This window comes from Streptomyces sp. (assembly GCF_031181555.1).
Lineage (GTDB): Bacteria > Actinomycetota > Actinomycetes > Streptomycetales > Streptomycetaceae > Streptomyces > Streptomyces fimbriatus.
This window is the reverse complement of sequence record NZ_JAPSKQ010000003.1, coordinates 25,919-52,184: the sequence shown is the minus strand read 5'-3', so window position 1 is coordinate 52,184 and position 26,266 is coordinate 25,919. Positions and strand designations below refer to the sequence as shown.

The following is a 26,266-nucleotide window of genomic DNA, read 5'->3' as shown; positions in this document are numbered from 1 at the left end:
GTCAGCCTGCCACCCGCGCAGCGCCCCGTGGTGCCGGGCATGGCATCGCCCTGTCCTGGCGTGACCACCGACATCACAGAAGGTGAGCCAGGCCCTGTTCTGGTGAACAGGGCCGACGGGGCGCCCCGGTTCCCGCGCTGGAGTCGCGGTGGCGCGGGTCCGGATCCCTTCCGGGGCGGCTCGGTCGGCCCGGAAGGCTTCCTAGAGCTTCTTGGCGAAGCAGCGGCTCTCCTCGTGGAAACGGTAGTAGCCGAACCGTTCGCACGGCTCGTAGCCGCTGGAGGTGTACAGGGCGATGGCCTCCGGCTGCTTCGTGCCGGTCTCCAGGACCATGCGGAGGCGGCCGGCCGCGCGGGCGTCCTCCTCCAGGGCGGCCAGGATGCGGCGGGCCAGGCCGCGGCCGCGCATCTGCTCGATCACGTACATCCGCTTGAGCTCGGCGTCGCCGTCGAGGTTGCCCTCGCCGTTGGCGTCCTGGGAGCGCCAGCCACCGGAGGCCACGGGGACGTCGTTCTCGTCGTAGGCGATCAGGTAGATGCCGTTCGGGGGCGTGAAGTCCGCCGGGTCCATGGGGGTGGCGTCGCCGCCGTCGCCGTAGCGGACGTGGTACTCGGCCTGGACCTCGGCGTCCAGTTTCACGGCATCGGGGTGGTCGTAGGGGACCCGGCGGATGTTCATGCTGAGCACGGTAAATCAAACCCGGGTGTGATCGGGAGCGTGATCCCGGTCCGGAATTGGACCATGTCCAGTGTGCCGGTATCGTGCCCTGGTGCTCACTGTGACCTCCGTCAACGTCAATGGACTGCGTGCCGCCGCCAAGAAGGGTTTCGTGGAGTGGCTGGCGCAGACCTCCGCCGATGTGCTGTGCCTGCAGGAGGTGCGGGCGGAGCCGCAGCAGTTGCCGGAGCACGTCCGGGAGCCCGAGGGGTGGCACGTGGTGCACGCGCCCGCCGCCGCGAAGGGGCGCGCGGGGGTCTCGCTCTACACCCGGCGCGAACCCGACCGCGTCCGGGTCGGTTTCGGCTCGGCCGAGTTCGACGGCAGCGGACGGTACGTGGAGGCGGACCTGCCCGGCGTCACCGTCGCCTCCCTGTACCTGCCCTCCGGGGAGGTCGGCACGGAGCGGCAGGACGAGAAGGTCCGCTTCATGGGCGAGTTCCTGGCCCACCTCAAGGGGCTGCGCGAGCGGGCCGCCGCCGACGGGCGCGAGGTCGTCGTCTGCGGGGACTGGAACATCGCCCACGACAGGGCCGACCTGAAGAACTGGCGCGGCAACACCAAGAACTCGGGCTTCCTGCCGGAGGAGCGGGAGTGGCTCTCCCGCGTCCTGGACCCGGCCGACGGCGGGTACGTCGACGTGGTGCGGAAGCTGCATCCGGACGTCGACGGACCGTACTCGTGGTGGTCGTACCGGGGGCGGGCCTTCGACAACGACACCGGCTGGCGCATCGACTACCAGATGGCGACCCCGGGCCTCGCGGCCCGCGCGGTCAGGGCACACGTGGAGCGGGCGGCCACGCACGCCGAGCGCTGGTCGGACCACGCGCCGGTGACGGTGGTCTTCGCGTAGACGGCCCGGGACGGGGGAGTCGATGCGGACGTTCAGAGTCCTTCAGTCCTTCTTGCCGTCCTTCTTGTGCAGCCGCCGGTCCAGTGCCAGGGAGAGTTCCGCGTCGACCACGCTGCGGGCCAGGGGGCGCAGGCGGTGGAGGGATTCCTCGGAGGCGTGGCGGAGGATCAGGCCGGCGAAGAGGTCGGCCAGGGCGTCGGCGTGGGCGCGGGCCTCCTTGCCGGCGTGCAGCACCTCCGCGAGCGGGATGCCCTCGCGGACCAGGGCGGACGACACGTCCAGCAGGCGGCGGCTGATGTGGACGATCTCCTCGCCGTCGGTGCCGAGGTAGCCGAGTTCCAGCGCGGCGGCCAGGTTCTCCGGGGTGACCTCGCCGGCGAAGCGGTCGGCGAGTTCCTCGGGGGTGAGGCGGACGGGGACCTCGTCGGTCGGGGTGTCCATGCCGAGGAGTTCGCCGACGTCGCGGCCGTGGTCGAAGGCCTCGGCGAGCTCCGCTATGCCGTTCAGGGTGTGGCCGCGCTCCAGCAGGGCCGTGATCGTGCGCAGGCGGGCCAGGTGGTGGTCGTCGTACCAGGCGATGCGGCCCTCGCGGCGGGGTGGCGGGAGCAGCTTGCGTTCACGGTAGAAGCGCAGGGTGCGCACCGTGATGCCGGCCAGCCGGGCCAGCTCCTCCATGCGGTACTCGCGCCGCTCACCCTCGCGTTCAGCTTCCTCTGCCACGTCAGCAGCCTAGGTCGTACCGGCGGTAACTTTCGCTGCACGCCCCCTACCCATCAGTACGGGGCTGCTCTACCCTCCCCATTGCGCCAGTGTTCACTGGCAGAGTTCTGAGCGATGCGTGGAGGCTTCGGGATGGCCGAGCACGAGCACGAACATGTACGGGTGGCGGTGGTCGGGTCCGGGTTCGGCGGGCTCGGGGCCGCCGTGCGGCTGCGGCGGGAGGGGATCACCGACTTCGTCGTCCTGGAGCGGGCGGGCAGCGTCGGCGGCACCTGGCGGGACAACAGCTACCCCGGGTGCGCGTGCGACGTGCCGTCCCACCTGTACTCGTTCTCCTTCGCGCCCAACCCCGACTGGCCGCGCTCCTTCTCCGGCCAGGAGCACATCCGCGCCTACCTCGAGCACGTCACCGACGCCTTCGGGCTGCGTCCGCACCTCCGCTTCGACTCGGAGGTGAAGCGGATGGTGTGGGACGCCGAGCGGCTGCGCTGGGACATCGAGACCAGCAGCGGCAGCCTCAGCGCGGACGTGGTCGTGTCCGCCACCGGGCCGCTGTCCGACCCGAAGGTCCCCGACATCCCGGGGCTCGACACCTTCCCCGGCAAGGTCTTCCACTCCGCCCGCTGGGACCACGACTACGACCTGCGCGGCAAGCGGGTCGCCATGGTCGGCACGGGCGCCTCGGCGATCCAGATCGTGCCGGCCGTCCAGCCGCTCGTCTCCAGGCTCACCCTCCTCCAGCGCACCCCGGCCTGGGTCCTGCCCCGGGTCGACCGCGCCATCAGCGGCGCCGAGCGCGCCCTGCACCGGGCGCTGCCCTTCACCGCGCAGCTGCGCCGCGGACTGCTGTGGGGCGTGCGGGAGCTGCAGGTCCAGGCGTTCACCAAGCACCCCAAGGAGCTCGGCTTCGTCGAGCAGCTGGCCAAGCGCCACATGGCCCGTGCCGTCAAGGACCCGGCCCTGCGCGCCAAGCTCACCCCGGACTACCGCATCGGCTGCAAGCGGATCCTGCTGTCCAACGCGTACTACCCGGCGCTGGTGCAGCCCAACGTCGACGTCGTCGCCGGCGGGCTGAGCGAGGTGCGCGGGTCGACCGTCGTCGCCGCCGACGGCACCGAGGCCGAGGTCGACGCGATCGTGTTCGGGACCGGGTTCCACGTGACCGACATGCCCATCGCCGAGCGGGTCGTCGGCGCGGAGGGGAAGACCCTCGCCGAGACCTGGACCGGCGGGATGCAGGCGCTGCGCGGCGCCTCGGCCGCCGGCTTCCCCAACTGGATGACGATCATCGGGCCCAACACCGGCCTCGGGAACTCCTCCATGATCCTCATGATCGAGTCCCAGCTGAACTACATGGCCGACTACCTCCGCCAGCTCGACGTCCTCGGCGGCCGGGTCGCCCTCGACGCCCGGCCCAGCGCGGTGCGCGCCTGGAACCACCGGGTGCAGCAGCGGATGAAGCGCACGGTGTGGAACACCGGCGGCTGCACCAGCTGGTACCTGGACGCGAACGGGCGCAACACCACCGTCTGGCCGGGCACGACGACCGAGTTCCGGCGGGCCACCCGGCACGTGGACCTGGCCGAGTACGCCGTCCTGCGGGCACCCGCGGGGAAGACCGCCGTCACCCGGGGCGACGCCGCCGTCCAGGACGACGCCGAGGTGACCGCGTGAGCCGGCCGGCCCATGTGACCTCCGGGCCCTACGCTCCGCCCGCCCCCGCCCACGAGCTGACCGCCGTCTCCGCCGACGGCTCCCGGCTGCACGTCGAGGTGCACGGGCCCGAGCGGGCGCCCGCGGTCGTCCTCGCCCACGGCTGGACCTGCTCGACCGCCTTCTGGGCGGCGCAGATCCGGGACCTGGCCGCCGACCACCGGGTCATCGCCTACGACCAGCGCGGCCACGGACGCACCCCCGCGAGCCCCGCGTGCAGCACCGACGCGCTCGCCGACGACCTTCAGGCCGTGCTGGCCGCCACCCTCGCGCCGGGCGAACGGGCGGTGATCGCGGGGCACTCCATGGGCGGGATGACGGTGATGGCCGCCTCCTCCCGGCCCGTGTTCCGCGAGCACGCGGCGGCCGTCCTGCTGTGCAGCACGGGCAGCGCGCGGCTGGTCGCCGAGTCGACGGTGCTGCCGCTGCGCGCGGGCCGGGTGCGGACCTGGCTGACCCGGCGCGTCCTCGGCTCCCGGGCCCCGCTCGGACCGGTCACGCCGCTCACCCGCCGGATCCTCGCGTACGGGACGATGGGCCCCGCTTCGACCCCGGAGATGGTCGAGGCGTGCGCCCGCATCGTGCACGCCTGCCCGCGCACGGTGCGGCACGCCTGGTCGCACGTGCTCGACCTGCTGGATCTCGACCACGCGGTGCGGGAGTTGAGGGTGCCGACCGAGATCGTCGCCGGTGCCGCGGACCGGCTCACCCCGCCGGTGCACGCCCGGTCGCTGGCCGCCGCGCTGCCGAACTGCCTCGGTGTCACCGAACTGCCCGGCATCGGGCACATGACGCCCGTCGAGGCACCCGGACCGGTCACCGGGAAGATCCGGGCACTGGTCGCCGCCCACGTGGCGGCCCCCCACCACGCCGTACCCGCCGAGGAGAGCGCATGAGCAGGGTCAGTCTCGAAGGACAGGTCGCCGTCGTCACCGGAGCGGCGCGCGGTGTGGGGGAGTTGCTGGCCCGCAAGCTCTCCGCGCGCGGGGTGAGGGTGGCGCTGGTCGGGCTGGAGCCGGACGCGCTGAAGCAGGTCTCCGCGCGGCTGCACAGCGACAGCGACCACTGGTACGCCGACGTCACCGACCACGAGGCGATGGCCCGGGTCGCGCGGGAGGTCGAGGAGCGGTTCGGCAGGGTCGACATCGTGGTCGCCAACGCCGGTGTGGCGACGGGCGGTCCGTTCATCGACTCCGACCCGGAGTCCTGGCGGCGGGTGATCGAGGTGAACCTCATCGGGTCGGCGGTCACCGCCCGGGCGTTCCTGCCGCTGCTCGCCGGGAGCCGCGGCTACCTGCTCCAGATAGCCTCGCTCGCCGCCATCACCCCGGCGCCGATGATGACCGCGTACTGCGCGTCCAAGTCCGGTGTGGAGGCGTACGCGCACAGTCTGCGGGCCGAGGTGGGGTACCGGGGCGTGAAGGTCGGCGTCGGGTACCTGTCGTGGACCGACACCGACATGGTGCGCGGGGCCGATCGGGACGACGTGATGCGGGAGTTGAGGCAGCGGCTGCCGTGGCCGGCCAACAAGACCTATCCGCTGGGTCCCGCGGTGGACCGGATCGTGGACGGGATCGAGCGGCGCGCGAGCCATGTGTACGGGCAGTGGTGGCTGCGCGGGATGCAGGGCGTGCGCGGTTACCTGCCGGGCGTGATCGGGAGCGTGGGGCAGCGGGAGATGCGGCGGTTCGCGGACCGGCTCTCCGGCATCCGCACGGGGCTGGTCGGGGCCGGCGGCAACGCCGACGAGCAGCACAGGACTACGCTGCGTGAGTGATCGACGTGCGCAGGGTGACGGACCGTGTGAATCTGATCGGGCAAGTTCCCCCACCCCACACGGGAGTGAACCCACATGGGTATGAAGGACCAGTTCCAGGAGAAGTCCGAGCAGTTCCAGCAGCAGGCCAAGCAGCGCGCCCAGCAGGGCAAGGAGCAGCTGCAGAACCGCGGCCGCCGTCGGGACGAGGACATGGACAACCCGCAGCGCCGGCGGGAGTCCGAGGAGCGCTTCGACCAGGACCATGACGCCTGACGTCCTGCGCTGACGCCGAAGGGGTGCCCTGACGAAGGGCGCCCCTTCCGGTGTTCCTCCGGCCTTTCCCCGGTCCTTCTCCGACCCTCCTGCGGCCTTCCCTCATCCGCGCGGCGGCAGCTTCGGGCGGGAGCGGTCGGGGACGTCGCGGTAAGTCGGGGGAGCGGCCGGGGGGTTGGTCTCCAGCAGGTCGACGGCCAGCCGCACCGCGTCGTCGAGCTGGGCGTAGCGGCCCTCGGCCCAGTCCAGCGGGGTGCGCAGCGCCTCCAGGTCGGGTTCGACGCCCTTGTTCTCCACCGACCAGCCGTACGCGTCGAACCAGGCCGCGTTCATCGGCACCGTGATCACCGTGCCGTCGCCCAGCTGGTGCCGGCCGGTCATGCCGACCACGCCGCCCCAGGTGCGCTGACCGACCACCGGGCCCAGTTCCAGCAGCTTGAAGGCCGCGGTGATCATGTCGCCGTCGGAGCTGGTCGCCTCGTCCGCGAGCGCCACCACCGGGCCGCGCGGGGCGTCGGAGGCGTACGACACCGGCTGGGCGTCGCGCGTGAGGTCCCAGCCGAGGATGGTGCGGGTCAGCTTCTCGACGACCAGTTCGCTGATGTGACCGCCGGCGTTGCCGCGCACGTCCACGATCAGCGCCGGGCGGGACACCTCCATGCGCACGTCGCGGTTGAACTGGGCCCAGCCCGAGCCGCCCATGTCGGGGATGTGCAGATAGCCGCACCGGCCGTCGCTCAACTCCCGTACCACCGCACGGCGCTTGGTCACCCAGTCCTGGTAGCGCAGCGGCGTCTCGTCGACCAGGGGGACGACGGCGACCCGGCGGGGCGGTCCCTCCCCCTCGGAACCGGAGGGGCCCGAAGGGCCTTCCGCAGAAGGGTGGTGGTGGGCGACGGGCGGGCGGAACGTCAGCTCCACCGTCGTACCGCCCGCACCCGCGAGCAGCGGATAGGGGCCGGTGACCGGGTCCACCGGGCGGCCGTCGACATGGGTGAGGACCGCGCCCTCGCGGATGCCGGTGCCGGCCAGCGGGGAGCGGGCCCGGGAGTCGGAGGAGTCACCGGCCAGGATGCGCTTGACCGTCCAGCCCTCCTCGCGGGGGACGAGGTTGGCGCCGAGCAGGCCCTGGCGGCGCCGGTAGTGCGGCGGGCCCTCGTTGCGGCGGGCGGCGGTGACATAGGCGTGGGAGGTGCCGAGCTCGCCGAGCACCTCGCGCAGCAGGTCCGCGAACTCGTCGGGGGAGGCGACCCGTTCGACCAGCGGGCGGTACTGCTCCAGCACCGCGTCCCAGTCGATGCCGCACATGCCGGGCTCCCAGAAGTAGGCGCGGATCAGCCGCCCGGCCTCCGCGTACGCCTGGCGCCACTCCGCCGCCGGGTCGGCCTCGTGCAGGATGCGGCGGGCGTCGATCCACACCGTGGAGTCGCTGTCGCCGGGTTCGGTGGCGGGGACCGCGCGCAGCTCGCCCTCGTCGACCACGACCAGCCGGGTGCCGTCGCCGCTGACCGCGAAGAAGTCGAGGTGGCCGACGAGTTCGGACTTCTTGGCCTTGGTGACGCTGAAGTGCTCCAGGGTCGGCCGGCCGCTGGTGTCGTCCGGGTTGGCGAAGGTCTCGCCGAGCGCGCCGGAGATCGGCCAGCGCAGCCACACCAGCCCGCCGCCCGCGACCGGACGCAGCGCCGAGTACTTGGAGGCGGCGACCGGGAAGGGGGTGACCCTGCTCTCCAGCCCCTCCGCCTCGACGGTCACCGCACCGCTCTCGCCGCCCTCCCCGGGGTCCTCGTGCTCCACCGGGTCCAGGCCCCCGGCGGCCGGGCGGCCCTCGGGGTTCAGGGCGAACGGGGAGGGGGTCGCCGAGGACAGCGGCACCAGGTAGGGGCGGCAGCCCAGCGGGAAGGACAGGTCGCCGGTGTGCACGTCGTACACCGGGTCGAAGCCGCGCCAGGACAGGAAGGCGAGATAGCGGCCGTCCCGGGTGAAGACCGGGTTCTCGTCCTCGAAGCGGCCGTCGGTGACGTCGATGACCGTCCGGTCCCCCTGTGCCGTTGCGGTGATCCGGGCGAGTTTGATCTGCCGCAGCGACCGCCCGATCCAGGGGTGCGACCACGTCAGCCACGCGCCGTCGGGGGAGAAGGCGAGGTCGCGCACCGGCCCGTTGACGGAGCGGACCAGCTCGGTGACCCCGCCTTCGGAGGGTCCGTTCCCGGAGCCGTCGCCGCCGGAGCCGTTCTCCGCGGGGTCCGTGTCGACCAGCAGCAGCCGCCCGTCGTGCGCGGCGACGGCCAGCCGCTCCCCGTCCGGGTCCGCCACCATCTCCAGCACCCGGCCCAGCTTCCCGGAGGCCAGCCGCCGGGGCGGGCGCTGGCCGCTGGCCCGGGGCAGGGAGGCGATCTCGACGGCGTCCTCGCCCTCCGCGTCCGTCACGTACGCCACCTGTCCGCTCGCGCCGAGCATCTCCGGCAGCCGCACCCGCACGCCCGGGGTGTCGGTGAGGGTGCGCGCGGGGCCGTCGCGGTGGGTGAGCCAGTACAGGCTGCCGCGTACGACGGCGGCGCTCGCCCGGCCGGTCTCGTCGACCGAGATCCCGTCGAGGTGGTGGGCGGCGGGGACCTGGTACCGGCGCCGCCCGGCCCGCGGCCCGCTCAGCCGCACGTCGAGCCGGCGCGGGACGGAGCCGGGGGACAGGTCCTCCACGATCCACAGGTCACCGGCGCACTGGTAGACGACCCGGGTGCCGTCGCCGGCGGCGTGCCGGGCGTAGAAGGCGTCGTGGTCGGTGTGCCGGCGCAGGTCGGAGCCGTCGTACGCGCACGAGTACAGGTTGCCGACGCCCTCGTGGTCGGAGAGGAAGGCGATCCGGCCGCCGACGAACATCGGCGAGTGCAGGTGGCCGCCGAGCCCCTCGAGCAGCCGCTGCCCGTGCAGCCACAGCCTGCCCGTCGCCCCGCCCCGGTAGCGCTTCCAGGAGGCCGGTTCGTGCGGCGGGGTACCGGTGAGCAGCAGCGACTTGCGCTCCCCGTCGAGGTCGGCGACCTGGATGTCGGTCACCGGGCCCCAGGGCAGCTTGCGGCCCGGACTGCCGTCGCAGGCGAGCTTGTAGGCCCAGGTGAAGTACGAGAAGGGCTCGCCGTGCGAGGCGACGGCGAGGATCTCGGCGTTGCCGTCCCCGTCGGGGGGCGCCCAGCCGCAGACCCGGGTGTCGGAGCTGCCCCAGTAGGTCAGCCGGGTGTCCGGCCCGCCGTCCACCGGGACGAGGTGGACCTCGGGATCGAGGCTGCGCCAGCTCGTGTACGCGATGTGGCGGCCGTCGGGCGAGAAGCGGGGGTGGCCGAGCTTGGTGCGGTCGACGGTGAGCCGCCAGGCCCGGCCCGGACCGTCGAGCGGGGCGAGCCAGAGGTCGTCCTCGGCCACGAAGCACAGCAGGTCGCCGTTGAGGTGCGGCAGGCGCAGATAGCTCACCCTTCCCATGCTTTTCCCGGGGGCGGACCGCAGCAACTCGGGCGGACGGGAACCGCGGAGGCGTGATCCAGAGCACGTACGAAACGGTTTCGTTTCTCTAGGAGGTGGGGTACATTCGTGGTGTACGAAACGGTGTCGTTCGGCACGATGGGCCGGACCGCACCGAACCGAGGGAACGGGAAGGTGAGTGGGATGAGCGAAGCCGCGACGGTGCGTCGCAGCCGGATCACCCCCGAGCGCGAGGCCGAGCTGTACCGGGCCGTGCTCGACCTGCTCCGCGAGGTCGGCTACGACGCCCTCACCATGGACGCCGTCGCCGCCCGCACCCGGTCCAGCAAGGCGACCCTCTACCGCCAGTGGGGCGGCAAGGCCGAGCTGGTGGTGAGGGCGATGCGGAGCCAGACACCGGGCAGCATCGCCGGTATCGACACCGGTTCCCTGCGCGGCGACCTGCGCGCCATCGTCGGGCGTGAGGACGACTGCGTCATGGCGCAGAACGCCGCCCTGATGCGGGCGATGGCCATGGCCGTGCACACGAACGACGATCTGCGCCAGGCGTTCAAGGAACTCCTGGTCGAACCGGAGGTCGAGGAGTTCCGGCTGATCGTCCGGCGGGCGGTCGACCGGGGCGAGGTCCGCTCCGACAACCCGGCGCTGGACTACATGGTGCACATGCTCGTCGGCGCGTTCGCCACGCGGACGCTGATCGACGACCTGCCGCCCACCCGGGAGTTCCTCACCTCGTACATCGACGCCGTGGTCCTCCCCGCCCTCGGCGTTCCCACCCCCTGACCGTCCCCAGTCAGCCGCACCTGACGCCACCGCTCACGTCGTCGGGCTGATCCACCCTGCCCCGAAGTACCCACGACCTGACCGGGAGTACGCCCTCGTGGCCACTTTCCTCTACCGACTCGGCCGGTTCGCCTTCCGGCGACGGCACCTCGTAGCCCTGTTCTGGGTGGCGCTGCTGGCGCTCGCGGGCGCCGGCGCGGCCGGTGCCCCGGCGGCCGGCACCACCTCCTTCTCCATCCCCGGCACCGAGGCCCAGAAGGCCTTCGACCTGCTGGAGGAACGCTTCCCCGGCTCCAGTGCCGACGGAGCGACCGCGCGCGTCGTCTTCAAGGCACCCGCCGGCGAGAAGATGACCGACGCCGAGCACAAGGCGACCGTCCAGGAGACCGTCCAGGAGCTGTCCGGCGGCTTTGAGGTCGCCCGCGTCACCGACCCCTACCAGGGCGGCGGCGTCAGCCGGGACGGCACCGTCGCCTACGCCTCGGTGAGCTACAAGGTCTCCGGCATGGAGCTGGAGGACACCTCCCGCGACGCCCTGGAGGGCGCCGCCGAGGACGCCCGCGACGCCGGGCTGACCGTGGAGATCGGCGGTGACGCGCTGCAGACCGTCCCGCACACCGGCACCGCCGAGATCATCGGCATAGGCATCGCCGCGGTCGTCCTCGTCATCACCTTCGGCTCGCTGCTCGCCGCCGGTCTGCCGCTGCTCACCGCGATCATCGGCGTCGGCATCGGCGTCTCGACCATCACCGCGCTGGCCAGCACCCTCGACCTCGGCTCCACCACCTCCATCCTGGCCTCGATGATCGGCCTCGCGGTCGGCATCGACTACGCGCTGTTCGTCGTCTCCCGCTACCGCGCCGAGCTGGCCGAGGGCCGCGAACGGGAGGACGCGGCCGGCCGCGCCGTCGGCACGGCGGGCTCCGCGGTGGTCTTCGCCGGCCTCACGGTCGTGATCGCCCTGGTCGGCCTCTCGGTGGTCAACATCCCGATGCTGACCAAGATGGGCGTCGCCGCCGCCGGCACGGTCGCCATCGCGGTCCTCATCGCCCTCACCATGGTCCCGGCGCTGCTCGGCTACGCGGGCCGCAGGGTCCGCCCGGCCGGTGAGAAGAGCAAGCTGCTCGGCGGCGGCCGCGCCCCGAAGAAGCCGCAGCGCCCCAACATGGGCACCCGCTGGGCGAGCTTCGTCGTGCGCCGTCCCGTGGCGGTCCTGCTCCTCGGTGTCGTCGGCCTGGGCGCCGCGGCCGTCCCGGCGGCCTCCCTGGAACTGGGCCTGCCCGACGACGGCTCGCAGCCGACGTCCACCACCCAGCGCCGCGCCTACGACCTGCTCTCCGAGGGCTTCGGCCCCGGCTTCAACGGCCCGCTGGTGGTCGTGGTCGACGCGAAGGGCAGCGACGACCCGCAGGCCGTCTTCCAGCGGACCGGCGACGGCATCAAGGCCCTCGACAACGTGGTGAACGTGTCCCCGGCGGCCCCCAACAAGGTCGGCGACACGGCGACGATCACCGTCGTCCCGGACTCCAAGCCCTCGTCGGTGACGACCGAGGACCTGGTGCACGACATCCGTGACGCGGGCGCGGACATCAAGGCGGGCACCGGCGCCGACGTCCTGGTGACGGGCTCCACGGCGATGAACATCGACGTGTCCCAGAAGCTCAACGACGCGCTGGTCCCGTACCTGATCCTGGTCGTCGGACTGGCCTTCCTCCTCCTGATCGTGGTCTTCCGCTCGATCCTGGTCCCGCTGAAGGCGGCCCTCGGCTTCCTCCTGTCGGTCCTGGCGGCCCTCGGCGCGGTGGTCGCGGTCTTCCAGTGGGGCTGGCTGTCCGGCCCGATGAACGTGGAGCAGACCGGTCCGGTCATGTCGATGATGCCGATCTTCATGGTCGGCGTGGTCTTCGGACTGGCCATGGACTACGAGGTGTTCCTCGTGACCCGGATGCGGGAGGCCTACGTCCACGGCGAGAAGCCGAGCCAGGCCGTGGTGACCGGCTTCCGGCACGGCGCCCGGGTGGTCACGGCCGCCGCGGTGATCATGATCGCGGTCTTCTCCGGCTTCATCGGCTCCAGCGAGTCGATGGTCAAGATGATCGGCTTCGGCCTCGCGATCGCCGTCCTCTTCGACGCGTTCGTCGTCCGCATGGCGATCGTCCCGGCGGTCCTGGCCCTGCTCGGCACGAAGGCCTGGTGGCTGCCGAAGTGGCTGGACCGCGCCCTGCCCAACGTGGACGTCGAGGGCGAGGGCCTGCGCACGGAGGACGACAGGAAGGACGAGAACCGGGAACTCGTCCGGACCTGACGGCCCGGACGGTCCGGGATCACCCGACCAGCCGGTGAGGGCTCCGTGGGGACGGGGCGCCCTCACCGGCTTTCCCCTCGCCGCCGCGCGCCGCCCGTCCTCCGGGAATGCGCTCGCGTGCCCGCCGCACCGACCGCTAGCGTGCCCCGCATGACGACAGCCGCCACTGACGCCGAGAGCTCCGGAGCCCACCCCCGTTTCGCCGAGGCCCTGCGGGAGATGGGGCTCGCGGAGGTGACCGGGCGGATCCGCCGCTTCCCGGAGGCCACCCGCACCGCCGCCGAGGCCGCCGCCGCGATCGGGTGCGAACTGAGCCAGATCTGCAAGTCGCTGGTCTTCGCCGCGGACGGTGCGCCCGTGCTGGTCCTCATGGACGGGGCCTCGCGGGTGGACGTCGAGCGGGTGCGTCAGGAGCTCGGCGCCGGGAAGGTCACCCGGGCCAAGGCCGACGTCGTGCGGGAGACCACCGGGTACGCCATCGGCGGCGTGCCCCCCTTCGGCCACCGGACGAGGACCCGCGTCCTCGCCGACCGCTCCCTCCTCGACCACGACCTCGTGTGGGCGGCGGCCGGCACCCCGTACACCGTCTTCCCGATGGAACCCAAGACGCTGATCGCCCACGCCGGCGGCACCCTGGTGGACGTGCGCGAGCGCACTCCGTGACCCCACTGGTCACCGCGGCCGTCCTGCTCGCCGCGGTCACCCACGCCGGCTGGAACGCCATCGCGCACAGGATCACCGACAAGCTGGCCGGGTTCGCGCTGATCTCGGGCGGCGGACTGCTGATCGGGCTGGCGACGGCGCCGTTCGTGCCGTTCCCGGCGGCCGGGGCGTGGCCGTACCTGTTCGGCTCGGCCGCCCTTCACATCGCGTACTACGCGCTGCTGATGAAGTCCTTCGAGCTGGGCGACTTCGGCCAGGCCTACCCCCTCGCCCGGGGCAGCGCGCCGCTGATCGTCGCGGTCCTCGCCGCCGTGTTCGCCCACGAGGTGCCGGACGGCTGGGCCGCCGCCGGGATCGCCCTGTCCTGCGCGGGCCTGACCGGCGTCGCCCTGTGGGGGCTGCGCGGGCACCGGCCCGACTGGGCGGCGATCGGCGCGGCGCTGGCGACCGGCCTGACCATCGCGGCGTACACGGTCGTCGACGGGCTCGGCGTCCGCGCCTCCGGCTCCTCCCTCGGCTACATCGCCTGGCTGATGGCGGTCCAGGGCACGGTGATCCCGGCGTACGCGCTGTGGCGCCGGCGGGGGCGGGCGGGCGCCCTGCTCCGGCCGCACGCCGGCCTCGGACTCCTCGGCGCCGCGCTGTCCGTCGCCGCGTACGCGCTCGTCCTGTGGGCCCAGACCCGCGCCGAACTCGCCCCCGTCGCGGCCCTGCGGGAGTCCTCGGTCATCGTCGGAGCGGCGATCGGGGCCCTGTTCTTCAAGGAACGCTTCGGCGCCCCGCGCATCGCCGCGGCCGGGCTGCTGGTCGTCGGGATCGGGCTGATGCTGCGCGCGGGGTAGCCGACGGCGCGCCGGGAGACCGCCCGGTCGTTCACCGGTGGTGGTCGCCCGAGACGACGGAGATCTTCCAGTCGGCCGCCCCGCCGGTCACCCGGATCGCAAGGTGCTGCGGCTTCCTGTCGGTGTGGATCACCCCCACGGTGCCCGCGCCGTCGCAGGCGATCGGACGGGCCTGCCCCTCCCCGTCCCGGTCGACGAGGGCCACCTGCCCCCTGCCGGAACAGTCGGCGTACACGGTGTACGCCTCCTCGGAGGGGGTGAACCCGGGCAGGTCCGCACTGCCGGTGCCGACGGTCTCGGCGACCAGCACCCGTGCGTTCTCGGGGACGTCCAGCTCCGGCAGCGCGGTGGTGGCCTGCCGGCCGGACCTGTCGGCGGAGGGCGTGTTCCGGCTCCCCCGCGCCGGAGGTTCCGTACCGGCGGGGTCGGTGCAGCCACCGGCGAGGAAGAAGGTGGCCGCGACGGTGGCGGCAGCGAGGCAACGGCGCACGCGGGGCCCTTCGGAACGTCGGTGCGGGGAGCCCGGTCCTGACGGGTCGGAACCGGGCCGGAGCCTCAGTACGGGGTGTCCGTGCGCCGCGTCCGGCGGGGCGGGAGCCTCCCCGTACTCGTCGCCTGCCGGCCGGGTGCGTCCGGGCAGGGGAAGGCGCACCCTGGAATGAGAGCTTCCGGAGGTGATCGTCATGGTGCACACCGCAGTGGGATGGCACGTGGAGCTGGAGTTCCAGGAGGACGACCAGCACACGCGCGCGGTCGCGATGGTCCGGCTGCCCGACGGGACCGCGGTGCGGGCGCACGGGCACGCGACCCGGCACCACACCGACGCGAATCAGCCCAGGGTCGGTGAGGAGGTCGCCGGCGCCCGGGCGTTGAACGAACTCGCCATGCGGCTGCTGACCAAGGCGCACGACGAGATCGACGAGGCGTCGGGCCGCATCTCGCACCCGATCCACGTGTAGGGCCCCGCCCCGGCCCTGGGGTCTTTCGTCCGGATCGGACCGGGCTCGCGGGCCCCGGCCCGATCCGGACGTCAGGCCCTACCCCAGCGCCTGGCGCACCGCCCGGATCAGGGCCTGTGCCCGTGGGTCCGCCGTCACGGTCCTGCGGAAGCCGTTGGTGACGTAGCCGAAGGCGATGCCCGTCTCCGGGTCGGCGAAGCCGAGGGAGCCGCCGCGGCCGGGGTGGCCGAAGGAGCCCGGGCCGAGGAAGGGGGAGGCGCTGCCGTGCAGCATGAAGCCGAGGCCGAAGCGGGTGCCGACGACCAGGACGCGGTCCGGGCCCGCCGACTCCTCGGCGCGGGCCAGGTCGACGCCGGCCGGGTCGAGGAGGCGTACGCCGTCGACCGGGCCGATCAGTGACGCGTAGAAGCGGGCCAGCCCGTCCGCCGTCGCGATCCCGCTCGCGGCGGGCAGGGCCGCCGCGCGGAACGCCGGGTCGTTCTGGTCCGGGAAGGGGGTGATCGCGGCGAAGGCCCGGCGGGTGAGGGAGGCCGGGTCGGCGTAGGCGTCGGTGACCGAGCGCTTCGGGCGGGCGCGGAGCACGCCGGACGGCTCCGGGCCCTCGATCCGGCCGACCCTGCCCACCCGGCCGGTCCGCGCGTCCGGCAGCCCCACCCACAGGTCCAGCCCCAGCGGGCCGGCGATCTCCGACGCGATCCACTCGCCGGAGCCCCGGCCGGTCACGCGCCGCACCAGCTCGTCGAGCAGCCAGCCGTAGGTGAGGGCGTGGTAACCGTGGTCCGTGCCCGGCTCCCACACGGGCGGCTGGGCGGCGAGCGCCTCGGCGCTCCGCAGCGGGTCGGCCGCCTCCCGCAGGGTGAGCGGGCGGTCGAGGACCGGGAGCCCGGCGCGGTGGTTCAGCACGTGCCGGACCAGCACCCGCTCCTTGCCGTGCGCCTTGAACTCCGGCCAGTAGTGGCCGACCGGCGCGTCCAGGTCCAGCTCGCCGCGCCGGTGCAGCAGCAACAGGACGGCGGCGGCGACGCCCTTGGTCGCCGAGCGCACGACCTGGGCGGTGTCCCGCTCCCACGGCTCGGTGCCGTCGACGTCCTTCACCCCGGCCCACAGGTCCACGACCTTGCGCCCGTCCCGGTACACGGCGACCGCCGCGCCCCGGTCCCCGAGCGCCTCGAAGTTCCGTGCGAACGCCTGCTCGACCGGCTCGAAGCCCCCGGCCACTGTGCCGTGCACGTCCACGCCCGTGGTCCCTTCCCCTCACCTGTGACAGTGGGTGCAACGGCCGCCGTTCGCCTGTGATTCCTGGGCCGCGCTAGCCGAGCACGATCGTTACGTCGATGTTGCCGCGCGTGGCGTTGGAGTAGGGGCAGACCTCGTGGGCCGCGTCCACCAGCCGGGCGGCGAGGTCGGCGTCGAGAACCGGGAGGGAGACGCTCAGGGCGACGGCGAGACCGTAGCCGCGCTGCCGGTTGGGGCCGATGCCCACCTTCGCGGCGACCGTGGAGCCGGCGAGGTCGTAACCGGCCCGGTTGCCGACCAGGATCAGGGCGTTGTGGAAGCAGGAGCTGAAGCCGGCCGCGAAGAGCTGCTCCGGGTTGGTGCCGTCGCCGTCGCCGCCCAGTTCGGGGGGCATCGCGACCTTCAGGTCGAGCCGGCCGTCGTGACTGGTGACATAGCCGTCCCGGCCGCCGTGCGCGGTGGCCTCGGCGACGTACATGATCTTCGTCGGGCGGGTGTCGGTGGCGACAGCGGTGCCGTCAGTCATGGCTGGCCTTCCCCTGATCAAGGGTGCACAAGTACAACGCGCACAAGGTACTGGGTGGCGGGACGCCCTTGTTACCGGGGGGTAGCAACCGGGGGTAACCCCGGATCAGCGCGCCCGCTCCGCCGCGGCCTCGGCCCGCCGCGCCAGCTGCCACAGCTCTCCGCGCAGCCGCGCGGCCTCCGCGGCCTCCAGCCCGGTCGCCGCGAGCAGCGCGCCCGGCACCCGTGCCGCCCGTTCGCGCAGCTCCTCGGCCGGCCCCGTGGGCGCGATCAGCACCGTGCGCTCGTCGTGCGCCGCGCGCTCCCGGCGGACCAGGCCCGCGCCCTCCAGCCGTTTCAGCAGGGGCGACACCGTGCCGTAGTCCAGACGCAGGGCGGACGCCAGCTCCTTGACCGTCGTCTCGCCGCGCTCCCAGAGCACCAGCAGGACCAGGTACTGCGGGTACGTCAGGCCCAGCTCCTCGAGGAGCGGCCGGTACGCGGCCGTCACCGCGCGCTGGGCGGCGTACAGCGCGAAGCACAGCTGCTCGTCGAGCAGCAGTGAGCCCTCGGTCTCCTCGTTCGTCACGCGCTCATTGTCACGGACGGCCGGGCGCGGCCGGTACCGAGCGCGGGCCGAAGCCGTAGGGCGGCTCCAGGCGGTGCGCGTGCAGCAGGCCGTCGTCGGCGAGCAGGTCGGCGGTCGGGCCGTCCGCCGCGATCGCTCCGTCGCTCAGGATCGGCGAGCGCGGGCACGGTTCGAGGGCGTAGGGCAGGTCGTGCGTGACCATCAGGACGGTGACGTCCAGGGAGCGCAGGATGTCGGCCGGTTCGCGGCGGGAGCCGCAGCCGCTGGAGGCCCAGCGGCAGCTCCCGCAGTTCGGTCGTGGCGGCCAGCAGGACCGAGGCGGCGACGCCCAGGGTGCCCTTGGCCAGCACGTTCCAGGCGCCCCACAGGCCGTTCACGCTCAGGGACAGCCCGAGGACGTCGGCCCGCTCGTCCTCCGCCACGAACGGCAGGAGCACCGCGAAGGCGACGAACGGCACCTCGATGAGCAGCCGCTCGGGCAGGAAACCGGCCGGGACGCGGGCGGCGTACGCGACGAGGCCGAGCAGCACGGCGTACCCCGCGAACGCCCACACCGCCTCGCGCGGGGTGGACACGGCGACCACCGCGAAGGCGAGGACGGCGACGAGCTCGGTGTGCGGCGGCAGGGCGTGCACGGGGGAGTGCCCGTGCCGGCAGAGCCGGTGCGCGTGGCCCGCGCCCATCCCGGACGCTCGTCCCCGTGGTGCTCGACGGCGAGGTGGCGTCGGCCTCCCCGCCGGCCCCCTCCCCGGTACGCCGCCTGCGCACGACCCGGAACACCCCGGTGCCCGCGGCGACCGTGACGCCGACGCCGATCACGCCCGCGAGTCCGCCGGACAGACGGGCGTCGTCGACGTCCTCGACGCCGTAGTCGGCGAGCGGGGAACCGGCCGCCGCGTGCTCCTCGGCCTTCCTGGCAAGAGCGAGCCCCTTGTCTTTGTCTCCTCCGTGCCCGGCCTGTGATGTCCGCCGCGCGGAGGCAGGGATTCCGGAAAGCGTGCACCATGGGACGGGGGGCGGGTACACGGCTTCCACGGCGTGCCATGCCGACCGCGCAGCGTAAGGGGCCCACCGATGTCCGTAATCGAGCAGTACGCGCGAGCACACATCGTCACGGAGGTCCTGGAAGAGGACCGAGGGGCCGTGTCCGTGGTGCTGCGATACGACCCCGAGCAGGACCCCCGCCTCGTCCGCGTGGGGACGCCGGGCGCCGGCGCGCGCGAGTGGGCCGTCGAGCGGGAACTGCTGGAGCGGGGCCTGCGCACCCCGGCGGGAAGCGGCGAGGTGCGCGTGTGGCCGTGCGGCAGGGTGCAGGTCGTGGTCGAGTTCCACTCCGCGCAGGGAGTGTCCATGGTGCAGTTCGAGACCAAGACCCTGGCCCGGTTCCTGCGGCGGACGCACGTCGCCGCCGCCGAACCGGTCCCGCACTGACCCCCTCGGCTCAGCCGCCGCTCTTCAGCAGCGCCGCCACCAGCGGCCCGGCCGTCGAGCCGCCGTGACCGCCCTCCTGGACCACGCCCGCGGCCGCCAGGTCCCCGCGGTACGCGGTGAACCAGCCGTTGGGCTTCTTCTGCCCGTCGACCTCGGCCGACCCGGTCTTGGCGCCGATCTCACCGCTCACCCCGGCCATCGCCTCCGCCGCCGTGCCGGCGGTCGCGGTGTACGCCATCAGCTCCCGCAGCTGCGCCAGCGCGTCGGCGGACAGGGTGCGCGAGGCCGTGGCCAGCTTGCGCCCGTCCACCTCGGGCGAGACCAGGTACGGCTGGTGGAAGACGCCCGCCCTGACCGTCGCCGACACCGACGCCATGTTCAGCGGGTTCATCCGCACCCCGCCCTGGCCGATGAGCGAGGCCGCCATCGGGGCCTTCGACTGCACCGGCACCGCGCCGTCGAAGGTCGGCACGCCGACCTGCCAGTCGTTCCTTCCCAGCCCGAAGACCTGCTGGGCCTGCTCGGTCAGGTCGTCGTCCTCCAGCTCGGGCGCCTGGCTGATGAAGGCCGTGTTGCAGGAGCGGGCGAAGCTCGCCTTGAAGGTGCCGTCCTTGATCTGGAACTTGTCGAGGTTCTGGAACTTCCAGCCGCCGTAGCTGAAGTACTTCGGGCACGGGTGCTTCTCGTCCATGGCGGCGAGGCCCTTCTCGAGCAGCATCGAGGCGGTGACCACCTTCATGGTGGAACCCGGGGCGAGCGAGCCCTGGAACGCCGTGTTGAAACCGTGCGAGGAGTTCGCCACCGCCAGGATCTCGCCGGTCGACGCGCGCAGCGCCACCACCGACGCCCGGGCCTTCCTGGCCACCTGCGCCTCGGCGGCGGCCTGCAGGGACGGGTCCAGCGTGGTCTTCACCGTGCCGGGGGTGCCCTCGCTCAGCTCCAGCAGCGTCTTGTCGGACAGCTTCGCCTTCTCGGACGCCTTGCCGCGCACCACCCGCAGCTCGACGCCCGCCTCGCCGCCCGCCTTCTCGCCGTACTTCTCGCGCAGACCGTCCAGCACCGTCCCCAGGGACGGGTACTTCGCGGTGGTCAGTTCGCCGCCGTTCCGGTCCAGCGCCTTGACCGGCGGTGTGCCCGCCTCCCCGGTGACCAGCCTGTCGCCGTCCTTGAGGTCGGGGTGCACGACGGAGGGCCGCCAGTCGACCCGCGGCGCGCCGTCCCCGGCGCGGCGCACGACGGTCAGCGCGCTGTCGTACGCCAGCGGCTTGCCGAGCCCCTTGTACGACACCGTGCCCTTCACGGAGAAGGGGACCTTGTCGCCGGTGCGGGGGCCGGCGGTGAGGGTGACGTCCTTGACGCGGGCGTCCTTGGCGTAGCCGGTGAGCAGGGCGGTGGCGGCCTTCGGGTCGTCGGTGACGGCGGCGGCCTCGCTCACCTTCCCGGACTGCCAGGCGGCGAGGAAGCGCTCGGCCGTGGCGGTGACCTCGGTGGCGGACAGCGGGCCGGTCCTGACCTCCTCGGCCTGCTGGGCGGAGGCGGTGCGGGTCCCGTCCTCGGCGGCGGCACCGCCGCCGAACAGCGCGTAGGCGCCGAACCCGGCACCGCCGACGACCACGGCGATCGCTCCGCCGAGCACGGCGGGTCTCGTCTTCCGTCGCTCGGCGACGTGCCCTCTGTTGCCCACTGTGTTCCGTTCCTCCGCTGCTCGCCGGGCTCCCGCGGCCCTGGTGGCGCTCCTGGTGCTGGTGGTGCCCCTGACGTTCGGGGCACTTGTTGCGTCGGTGGAGTCCGCTGCGACGGCGGCGCCCCTGTGTGCCGACGACGGCCACCACCCTAAAGTCCCGCCCTGCGCGCGGCGCGCTCAGGAGCCCGCTCGTAGCACGGCTGCGACAATCGGACCGGCCGCGTCGCCGCCGTGGCCGCCCTGCTGTGCCATGGCCGCCGCCGCGACGTCCCCCCGGAAGCCGGTGAACCAGCTGTCCGAGGTGGCGTTGCCGTCCACCTCCGCGGAGCCGGTCTTCGCGCCGATGTCGCCGCCGAGCCCGGCCATGGCCTCGGCGGCGGTGCCCTGGGTGGCGGTGAGCCGCATCATCTGCTTCAGCTGGGCGGCGGTGCTCGCGGGCAGGCCCTTGGCCTGCGCCAGCTGCCGGCCGTCGAGCTCCGGGGAGACGAGGTACGGCTGGCGGAAGGCGCCGGTGATGGCGGTGGCCGTCACCGAGGCCATGTTCAGCGGGTTCATCTGCACCTTGCCCTGGCCGATGGCGTTCGCCGCGCGGTCCGGGCCGCTGACGTCGGGGACGCTGCCGTCGAAGGAGACGATGCCGGTCTTCCAGTCGTCCCGGCCGAGCCCGAACCGCTCCTGGGCCTCCTGGGTGAGGGAGGCGGTGGTGAGCGGTTCCTCGTCGACGAGCTTGATGAAGGCGGTGTTGCAGGAGCGCAGGAAGCTGTGGGCGAGGGTGGCGTTCTCGTTCGGCTGCATGCCGGTGAGGTTCTTGAAGGTCTGGCTCTGCCAGACGGCCGTGGGCGGGCAGGGAGCCGGACCGTTCATCGAGGTCACGCCGTTGTCGATGAGCATGGCCGCGGTGATGATCTTCATGGTGGAACCGGGGGCGACCCGGCCCTGGAAGGCCGCGTTGAACCCGTCCTGACGGTGGTTGGCCACCGCCAGCACCTCACCGGTGCTCGGCTTCACCGCCACCACCGACGACTCGGCGAACCGCTTCACCGCCTTCTCGGCCGCGGCCTGCACGCCGGCGCTGAGCGTCGTGCGCAGCCTGCCCGGCTCGCCCTCGGCGAGGGTCAGCAGCGGGGTGTCGGCGGCGGCCTCGTCCGCGTGCCGGATCACCAGCTCGACACCGGGGGTGCCGCCCGCCTTCTCGCCGTACTTCTCGCGCAGGGTGTCCAGGATCGGCCCGAGGGAGGGGTACTCCTCCTTCGTCAGCACGGTGCCGTCGCGGTCCACGGCCTCGATGGGCGGCTGCGCGGACTCCCCGGTGACCAGGGTGTCGCCGTCCTTCAGCCCGGGGTGGACGACGGACGGCTCCCAGTCGACCAGCGCCCGCCCGGTGGTCTTCCCGCGCACGACGGTCAGCTCGCTCCGGTAGGTCAGCGGCTCGGACTTCCCGTCGTGGGTGACGGTCGCCTTCACGGTGAACGGAACGGTGGCGCCGGTGGCCGTCCCGGGAGTGATCCGCACGTCGCCGATGTGCGCCTCGTCGCCGTACGCCGTCAGCAGCGCCCCGGCGTCCTGCGCGTTGTCCGTGTACGACGCCGCCTCGGCCGCCCGCCCCTCCTCCCAGGCCGCGAAGAACTTCCCGGTCGTCTCCGCGACCTCCTCCTCGTCCGGCGGCCCGGACTTCGGCGCCGACGCACCGGCGCCGCTCCCCCCGTCGCCGCCGACCGCCGACACGAGGTTGTAGGCGCCGTACCCGGCCCCGCCCACCATCACCGCGAACACCCCGCCGATGACGGCGGCCTTGACCCCCTTGCCCATGAGGCCCTCCCTCCCCGCCGGACCCCACGTCTTTCTGAACGTGTTCAGAAAGCCCGACGGTGAGCACCCTAGGCGCAGTGAGCGGCGGCCGGGGCGTCTGTTTCCGTTTGGTGGCCGAACAGAGATCCCCGCGAGGGGCGGAGGGGCTCGAACCGGGGTGCCGGCAGGCGGGACATCCTGCCTAGACCCACGTGTCCAGCCACATCCGCGCCCGCCAGTCGTCGATCGGGATCGCGGTGCCCGTGTAGATCGGCCAGAAGTAGATGAAGTTCCAGGCGATCAGCAGGGTCAGGACGCCGGCCGCCGTCGCGCCCGCGACCCGGCGGGTGTCGGTGGAGCGGGGCGGGCCGACGACCGCGCCCAGGAGCATCGCCACCGCCAGGCACAGGAAGGGCAGGAAGACGATGGCGTAGAAGAAGAAGATCGTGCGCTCCTGGTACAGGAACCACGGGGCGTAGCCGGCCGCGATGCCGCAGGCGACGGCGCCCGCGCGCCAGTCGCGGCGGAAGAACCAGCGCCACAGGACGTAGAGGAGGGCGAAGCAGGCCACCCACCACAGCAGGGGGGTGCCGAGGGCCAGGACCTCGCGGGCGCACTTCTCGCCCGCGTCGGCGGGGCAGCCGTCCGTGCCGGGGGCCGGGGACTCGTAGAAGTAGGAGACCGGGCGGCCGGTGACGATCCAGCTCCACGGGTTGGACTGGTAGGTGTGCGGCGAGGACAGGCCGACGTGGAAGTCGTAGACCTGGGTCTCGTAGTGCCACAGGCTGCGCCACCAGTCGGGGAAGAGCCAGGACCAGCTGCTGTCCCTGCCGTCCTCGGCCGCCCAGTCGCGGTAGTAGCCGCCGGTGCCGTCGGCCGGGGAGAGGATCCAGCCGATCCACGAGGCGAAGTAGGTGAACACCGCCACCGGCACGGTGCACAGGAACGCCCAGCCCAGGTCGCGCTTCAGCACCGCCAGCCGGGGCCGCCGCGCGCCGGCGACCCGGCGGGAGCCGACGTCCCAGAGCACCGCCATCACACAGAACGCGGCCATGATGTACAGGCCGTTCCACTTGGTGCCGATCGCCAGGCCCAGCATCAGGCCCGCCGCCAGCCGCCAGGGACGGAAGCCGATCCGGGTGTTCTCCGCGACGTGCGCGTCCGGCCGGGCCCGGCCGGACGGGTCCACGGGCAGCGCGGCGGCGAGTTTCTCCCGCGCCCGGTCCCGGTCGACCAGCAGGCAGCCGAAGGCCGCGAGCACGAAGAACATCAGCACGCCGTCGAGCAGCGAGGTCCGGCTCATCACGAAGTGCAGCCCGTCCACCGCCATCAGCGCGCCCGCGAGGCAGCCGAGGAACGTGGAGCGGAACAGGCGCCGGCCGATGCGGCACAGCAGCAGGACCGACAGCGTGCCCAGCAGCGCCGTCATGAACCGCCAGCCGAACGGGGTGAACCCGAACATCAGCTCGCCCAGCCCGATGACGTACTTGCCGACCGGCGGGTGCACGACGTACGCCGCGTCCGTCGGGATGGGGACGTTCCCGCCCGTGGAGAGGATCAGGTCGTTGGCGTTCTTCTCCCAGTTGACCTCGAAGCCCCGGTGGACCAGCGCCCACGCGTCCTTGGCGTAGTACGTCTCGTCGAATATCACCGCCTTCGGGCTGCCCAGGTTCCAGAACCGCAGCACCCCCGCCAGCAGCGTGACCAGCAACGGGCCGCCCCACGCCGACCAGCGGGTGATCCGCCCGGCGAGCACCGGCGGCACCCCGAGCGCGGACCAGAGCCGCCCCGACGGTTCCGTGTAGGGCGGTACCAGGCGGTCACGGACGTCGCCTTCGGGCCCCGCCGCCGGATAGCCGAATCGGCGCAGCCGCTGCTGCCACGACGGCCGCTGCTCGTGCGGCGCCTGGTCCTGCCGGATGTCCGTGGAGGACGCGGTACTGGTCACCGCGCCATCGTAGGGAACGGCGCTGTGGGAGTCCCGTGCATGGGCGGTATGCCCCGCCCGTGCTGTCCCGCGGTCCTGGGAGGATGGGGGTGTGACCGGAACCCTCGTACTCGCAGGCACCCCCATCGGCGACGTCTCCGACGCCCCGCCCCGGCTCGCCGAGGAACTGGCCGGCGCCGACGTCGTCGCCGCCGAGGACACCCGGCGGCTGCGCCGGCTGGCCCAGGCGCTCGGCGTCACGCCCGGGGGGCGGGTCGTGTCGTACTTCGAGGGCAACGAGTCCGCCCGTACGCCCGAGCTGGTCGAGGAGCTGGCGGGCGGCGCGCGCGTGCTGCTGGTGACGGACGCCGGGATGCCCTCGGTCTCCGACCCCGGGTACCGGCTGGTCGCGGCGGCCGTCGAGCGGGACATCAGGGTCACCGCGGTGCCCGGACCGTCCGCCGTGCTCACCGCGCTCGCCCTGTCCGGGCTGCCCGTGGACCGGTTCTGCTTCGAGGGGTTCCTGCCCCGCAAGGCCGGGGAGCGGCTGGGACGGCTGCGGGAGGTGGCCGGGGAACGGCGCACCCTCGTCTACTTCGAGTCCCCGCACCGCCTCGACGACACCCTCGCCGCGATGGCCGAGGTGTTCGGGGCGGAGCGCCGGGCCGCCGTCTGCCGGGAGCTGACCAAGACGTACGAGGAGGTCAGGCGGGGCCCGCTGGCCGAGCTCGCCGCGTGGGCGGCCGAGGGGGTGCGCGGCGAGATCACCGTGGTGGTCGAAGGGGCGCCGGAGAAGGGGGCCGAGGAGGTGGACGCCGCCGAGCTGGTGCGCCGGGTGCGGGCGCGCGAGGAGGCCGGGGAGCGGCGCAAGGAGGCGATCGCCGCGGTGGCCGTGGCGGCGGGGGTGCCGAAGCGGGAGGTGTTCGACGCGGTGGTGGCGGCGAAACGCTCCGCGGAGTAGGCCGGCCTCCGGGGACCGCCGTGGGGGAGAGCGGTCCGCCGCGGGCCGGCGGTCGCGGGCCCGGTCGCGCCCACGCGGCGAAGCCGCCCGCCGGTACGGCCCCGCACCCCTCCGGGGCGCCGGCCCGGCCGTCGGCAAAGGGATCGGGACGGTGCGGCGCGCCCCTTCCGTAGGATCGGGGACATGTCTGCGAACGCCCCCGACACGTCCGACAAGAACGCCGCCCCGCCGCTCCCGGAACCCCTGCGGGTGCCGGTCGCGGACTCGCACACCCACCTCGACATGCAGTCCGGCACGGTGGAGGACGCCCTCGCCAAGGCCGCCTCGGTGGGCGTGACGACGGTCGTGCAGGTCGGCTGCGACCTCAAGGGCTCGCACTGGGCGGCGCAGACGGCCGCCGCGTACGACGGCGTCCACGCGACCGTCGCGCTGCACCCCAACGAGGCCCCGCGCATCGTCCACGGGGACCCCGACGGCTGGTCCCGGCAGGGCGCCCGCGCGCCCGGCGGGGACGCGGCGCTGGACGAGGCGCTCGCCGAGATCGACCGGCTGGCCGCGCTGCCCCAGGTCAAGGGCGTCGGCGAGACCGGGCTCGACTACTTCCGCACCGGACCGGAGGGCAAGGAGGCGCAGGAGCGGTCCTTCCGCGCCCACATCGAGATCGCCAAGCGGCACGGCAAGGCCCTGGTGATCCACGACCGCGACGCCCACGCCGACGTCCTGCGCGTCCTGAAGGAGGAGGGCGCCCCCGAGCGGACCGTCTTCCACTGCTACTCGGGGGACGCGGAGATGGCGGAGATCTGCGCCGCCGCCGGGTACTTCATGTCGTTCGCCGGCAACGTCACCTTCAAGAACGCGCAGAACCTGCGCGACGCGCTCGCCGTCGCCCCGCTGGAACTGGTCCTGGTGGAGACCGACGCGCCCTTCCTGACGCCGGCGCCCTACCGCGGGCGGCCCAACGCCCCGTACCTGGTGCCGGTCACGGTGCGCGCCATGGCCGCCGTACGGGGCGTCGACGAGGACACCCTCGCCACGGCCCTCGGGGCGAACACGGCCCGCGCCTTCGGCTACTGACCTGGGCCGCCGTG

Annotated in this window: 23 protein-coding genes and 3 pseudogenes; 13 read left to right on the top strand and 13 right to left on the bottom strand. The window is 73.3% G+C overall.

Annotated elements, in window-relative coordinates; genetic code table 11:
- Positions 1–201 precede the first annotated feature (201 nt).
- The gene (locus tag RIM90_RS01455) at positions 202–678 is read right to left on the bottom strand and encodes a GNAT family N-acetyltransferase (RefSeq protein ID WP_309058640.1); all 477 of its coding nucleotides are present in this window, start codon (positions 676–678) and stop codon (positions 202–204) included.
- A gap of 91 nt (positions 679–769) precedes the next feature.
- Here RIM90_RS01455 and RIM90_RS01450 point away from each other — a divergent pair, with 91 nt between their 5' ends.
- Positions 770–1,570: an exodeoxyribonuclease III gene (locus RIM90_RS01450; protein WP_309058639.1), complete on the top strand. Its 801-nt coding sequence runs from the start codon at positions 770–772 to the stop codon at positions 1,568–1,570.
- A gap of 42 nt (positions 1,571–1,612) precedes the next feature.
- Here RIM90_RS01450 and RIM90_RS01445 read toward each other — a convergent pair whose 3' ends face one another.
- Positions 1,613–2,245 (bottom strand): MerR family transcriptional regulator, encoded by a 633-nt coding sequence (locus RIM90_RS01445; RefSeq protein ID WP_309058679.1) that lies wholly within the window; start codon positions 2,243–2,245, stop codon positions 1,613–1,615.
- A 177-nt stretch (positions 2,246–2,422) separates the two neighbouring features.
- Here RIM90_RS01445 and RIM90_RS01440 point away from each other — a divergent pair, with 177 nt between their 5' ends.
- The 4 genes from RIM90_RS01440 (at position 2,423) to RIM90_RS01425 (ending at position 6,035) form a co-directional block, all read left to right on the top strand.
- Positions 2,423–3,964 (top strand): NAD(P)/FAD-dependent oxidoreductase, encoded by a 1,542-nt coding sequence (locus RIM90_RS01440; protein ID WP_309058638.1) that lies wholly within the window; start codon positions 2,423–2,425, stop codon positions 3,962–3,964.
- On the top strand, positions 3,961–4,899 hold the full coding sequence (locus RIM90_RS01435; protein WP_309058637.1) for an alpha/beta hydrolase: 939 nt from the start codon (positions 3,961–3,963) through the stop codon (positions 4,897–4,899). Before RIM90_RS01440 ends, RIM90_RS01435 begins: the two co-directional genes overlap by 4 nt.
- Positions 4,896–5,780, top strand: coding sequence for an SDR family oxidoreductase (locus tag RIM90_RS01430; RefSeq protein WP_309058636.1), 885 nt, complete (start codon positions 4,896–4,898; stop codon positions 5,778–5,780). The genes RIM90_RS01435 and RIM90_RS01430 overlap by 4 nt, the downstream gene beginning before the upstream one ends.
- Positions 5,781–5,855: 75 nt before the next feature.
- Positions 5,856–6,035, top strand: coding sequence for a hypothetical protein (locus RIM90_RS01425; RefSeq protein WP_309058635.1), 180 nt, complete (start codon positions 5,856–5,858; stop codon positions 6,033–6,035).
- Between the two features lie 102 nt (positions 6,036–6,137).
- Here RIM90_RS01425 and RIM90_RS01420 read toward each other — a convergent pair whose 3' ends face one another.
- A complete protein-coding gene (locus RIM90_RS01420) occupies positions 6,138–9,497 on the bottom strand; it encodes a S41 family peptidase (RefSeq protein WP_309058634.1) in 3,360 nt (1,119 codons plus the stop codon).
- Between the two features lie 192 nt (positions 9,498–9,689).
- On the opposite strand from RIM90_RS01420, the gene RIM90_RS01415 reads away from it, so the two are divergent.
- The 4 genes from RIM90_RS01415 (at position 9,690) to RIM90_RS01400 (ending at position 14,099) form a co-directional block, all read left to right on the top strand.
- Positions 9,690–10,289: a TetR/AcrR family transcriptional regulator gene (locus RIM90_RS01415; protein ID WP_309058633.1), complete on the top strand. Its 600-nt coding sequence runs from the start codon at positions 9,690–9,692 to the stop codon at positions 10,287–10,289.
- 97 nt (positions 10,290–10,386) lie between these two features.
- Positions 10,387–12,594, top strand: a complete 2,208-nt coding sequence (locus RIM90_RS01410; protein ID WP_309058632.1) for an MMPL family transporter — start codon at positions 10,387–10,389, stop codon at positions 12,592–12,594.
- Positions 12,595–12,744: 150 nt separating this feature from the next.
- Entirely contained in the window at positions 12,745–13,257 is a 513-nt protein-coding gene (locus RIM90_RS01405; RefSeq protein WP_309058631.1) for a YbaK/EbsC family protein, read from the top strand.
- Positions 13,254–14,099 (top strand): EamA family transporter, encoded by an 846-nt coding sequence (locus tag RIM90_RS01400; RefSeq protein WP_309058630.1) that lies wholly within the window; start codon positions 13,254–13,256, stop codon positions 14,097–14,099. The genes RIM90_RS01405 and RIM90_RS01400 overlap by 4 nt, the downstream gene beginning before the upstream one ends.
- Before the next feature lie 31 nt (positions 14,100–14,130).
- On the opposite strand, the gene RIM90_RS01395 is transcribed toward RIM90_RS01400, so the two are convergent.
- Positions 14,131–14,589, bottom strand: a complete 459-nt coding sequence (locus RIM90_RS01395; protein ID WP_309058629.1) for a hypothetical protein — start codon at positions 14,587–14,589, stop codon at positions 14,131–14,133.
- A 193-nt stretch (positions 14,590–14,782) separates the two neighbouring features.
- Here RIM90_RS01395 and RIM90_RS01390 point away from each other — a divergent pair, with 193 nt between their 5' ends.
- The gene (locus RIM90_RS01390; RefSeq protein ID WP_309058628.1) at positions 14,783–15,058 is read left to right on the top strand and encodes a DUF1876 domain-containing protein; all 276 of its coding nucleotides are present in this window, start codon (positions 14,783–14,785) and stop codon (positions 15,056–15,058) included.
- Between the two features lie 78 nt (positions 15,059–15,136).
- Here the strand turns inward: RIM90_RS01390 and RIM90_RS01385 are convergent, their stop codons facing one another.
- The 6 genes and pseudogenes from RIM90_RS01385 to RIM90_RS31500 form a co-directional block, all read right to left on the bottom strand.
- Positions 15,137–16,294, bottom strand: coding sequence for a serine hydrolase domain-containing protein (locus tag RIM90_RS01385; RefSeq protein ID WP_309058627.1), 1,158 nt, complete (start codon positions 16,292–16,294; stop codon positions 15,137–15,139).
- Between the two features lie 73 nt (positions 16,295–16,367).
- On the bottom strand, positions 16,368–16,820 hold the full coding sequence (locus tag RIM90_RS01380) for an organic hydroperoxide resistance protein (RefSeq protein ID WP_309058626.1): 453 nt from the start codon (positions 16,818–16,820) through the stop codon (positions 16,368–16,370).
- A gap of 105 nt (positions 16,821–16,925) precedes the next feature.
- Positions 16,926–17,387, bottom strand: coding sequence for a MarR family transcriptional regulator (locus tag RIM90_RS01375; protein ID WP_309058625.1), 462 nt, complete (start codon positions 17,385–17,387; stop codon positions 16,926–16,928).
- Positions 17,388–17,397: 10 nt separating this feature from the next.
- Positions 17,398–17,640, bottom strand: a pseudogene (locus RIM90_RS01370) (cobalt ABC transporter ATP-binding protein); the annotation flags it as partial.
- Positions 17,633–18,070, bottom strand: a pseudogene (locus RIM90_RS01365) (CbiQ family ECF transporter T component); the annotation flags it as partial. The pseudogenes RIM90_RS01365 and RIM90_RS01370, both read right to left, overlap by 8 nt.
- A 19-nt stretch (positions 18,071–18,089) precedes the next feature.
- Positions 18,090–18,413, bottom strand: a pseudogene (locus RIM90_RS31500) (PDGLE domain-containing protein); the annotation flags it as partial.
- A 48-nt stretch (positions 18,414–18,461) separates the two neighbouring features.
- Here RIM90_RS31500 and RIM90_RS01355 point away from each other — a divergent pair.
- Positions 18,462–18,818, top strand: a complete 357-nt coding sequence (locus RIM90_RS01355; RefSeq protein WP_309058624.1) for an SsgA family sporulation/cell division regulator — start codon at positions 18,462–18,464, stop codon at positions 18,816–18,818.
- Positions 18,819–18,828: 10 nt separating this feature from the next.
- Here RIM90_RS01355 and RIM90_RS01350 read toward each other — a convergent pair whose 3' ends face one another.
- The 3 genes from RIM90_RS01350 to RIM90_RS01340 form a co-directional block, all read right to left on the bottom strand.
- Entirely contained in the window at positions 18,829–20,502 is a 1,674-nt protein-coding gene (locus RIM90_RS01350; protein WP_309058623.1) for a penicillin-binding transpeptidase domain-containing protein, read from the bottom strand.
- 177 nt (positions 20,503–20,679) lie between these two features.
- Positions 20,680–22,311: a penicillin-binding transpeptidase domain-containing protein gene (locus tag RIM90_RS01345; RefSeq protein WP_309058622.1), complete on the bottom strand. Its 1,632-nt coding sequence runs from the start codon at positions 22,309–22,311 to the stop codon at positions 20,680–20,682.
- Between the two features lie 181 nt (positions 22,312–22,492).
- The gene (locus RIM90_RS01340) at positions 22,493–24,238 is read right to left on the bottom strand and encodes a phospholipid carrier-dependent glycosyltransferase (protein ID WP_309058621.1); all 1,746 of its coding nucleotides are present in this window, start codon (positions 24,236–24,238) and stop codon (positions 22,493–22,495) included.
- Between the two features lie 91 nt (positions 24,239–24,329).
- On the opposite strand from RIM90_RS01340, the gene rsmI reads away from it, so the two are divergent.
- Both rsmI and RIM90_RS01330 read left to right on the top strand, forming a co-directional pair.
- Positions 24,330–25,178 (top strand): 16S rRNA (cytidine(1402)-2'-O)-methyltransferase, encoded by an 849-nt coding sequence (rsmI, locus tag RIM90_RS01335; RefSeq protein ID WP_309058620.1) that lies wholly within the window; start codon positions 24,330–24,332, stop codon positions 25,176–25,178.
- 183 nt (positions 25,179–25,361) lie between these two features.
- The gene (locus tag RIM90_RS01330; protein WP_309058619.1) at positions 25,362–26,252 is read left to right on the top strand and encodes a TatD family hydrolase; all 891 of its coding nucleotides are present in this window, start codon (positions 25,362–25,364) and stop codon (positions 26,250–26,252) included.
- Positions 26,253–26,266: the final 14 nt, after the last annotated feature.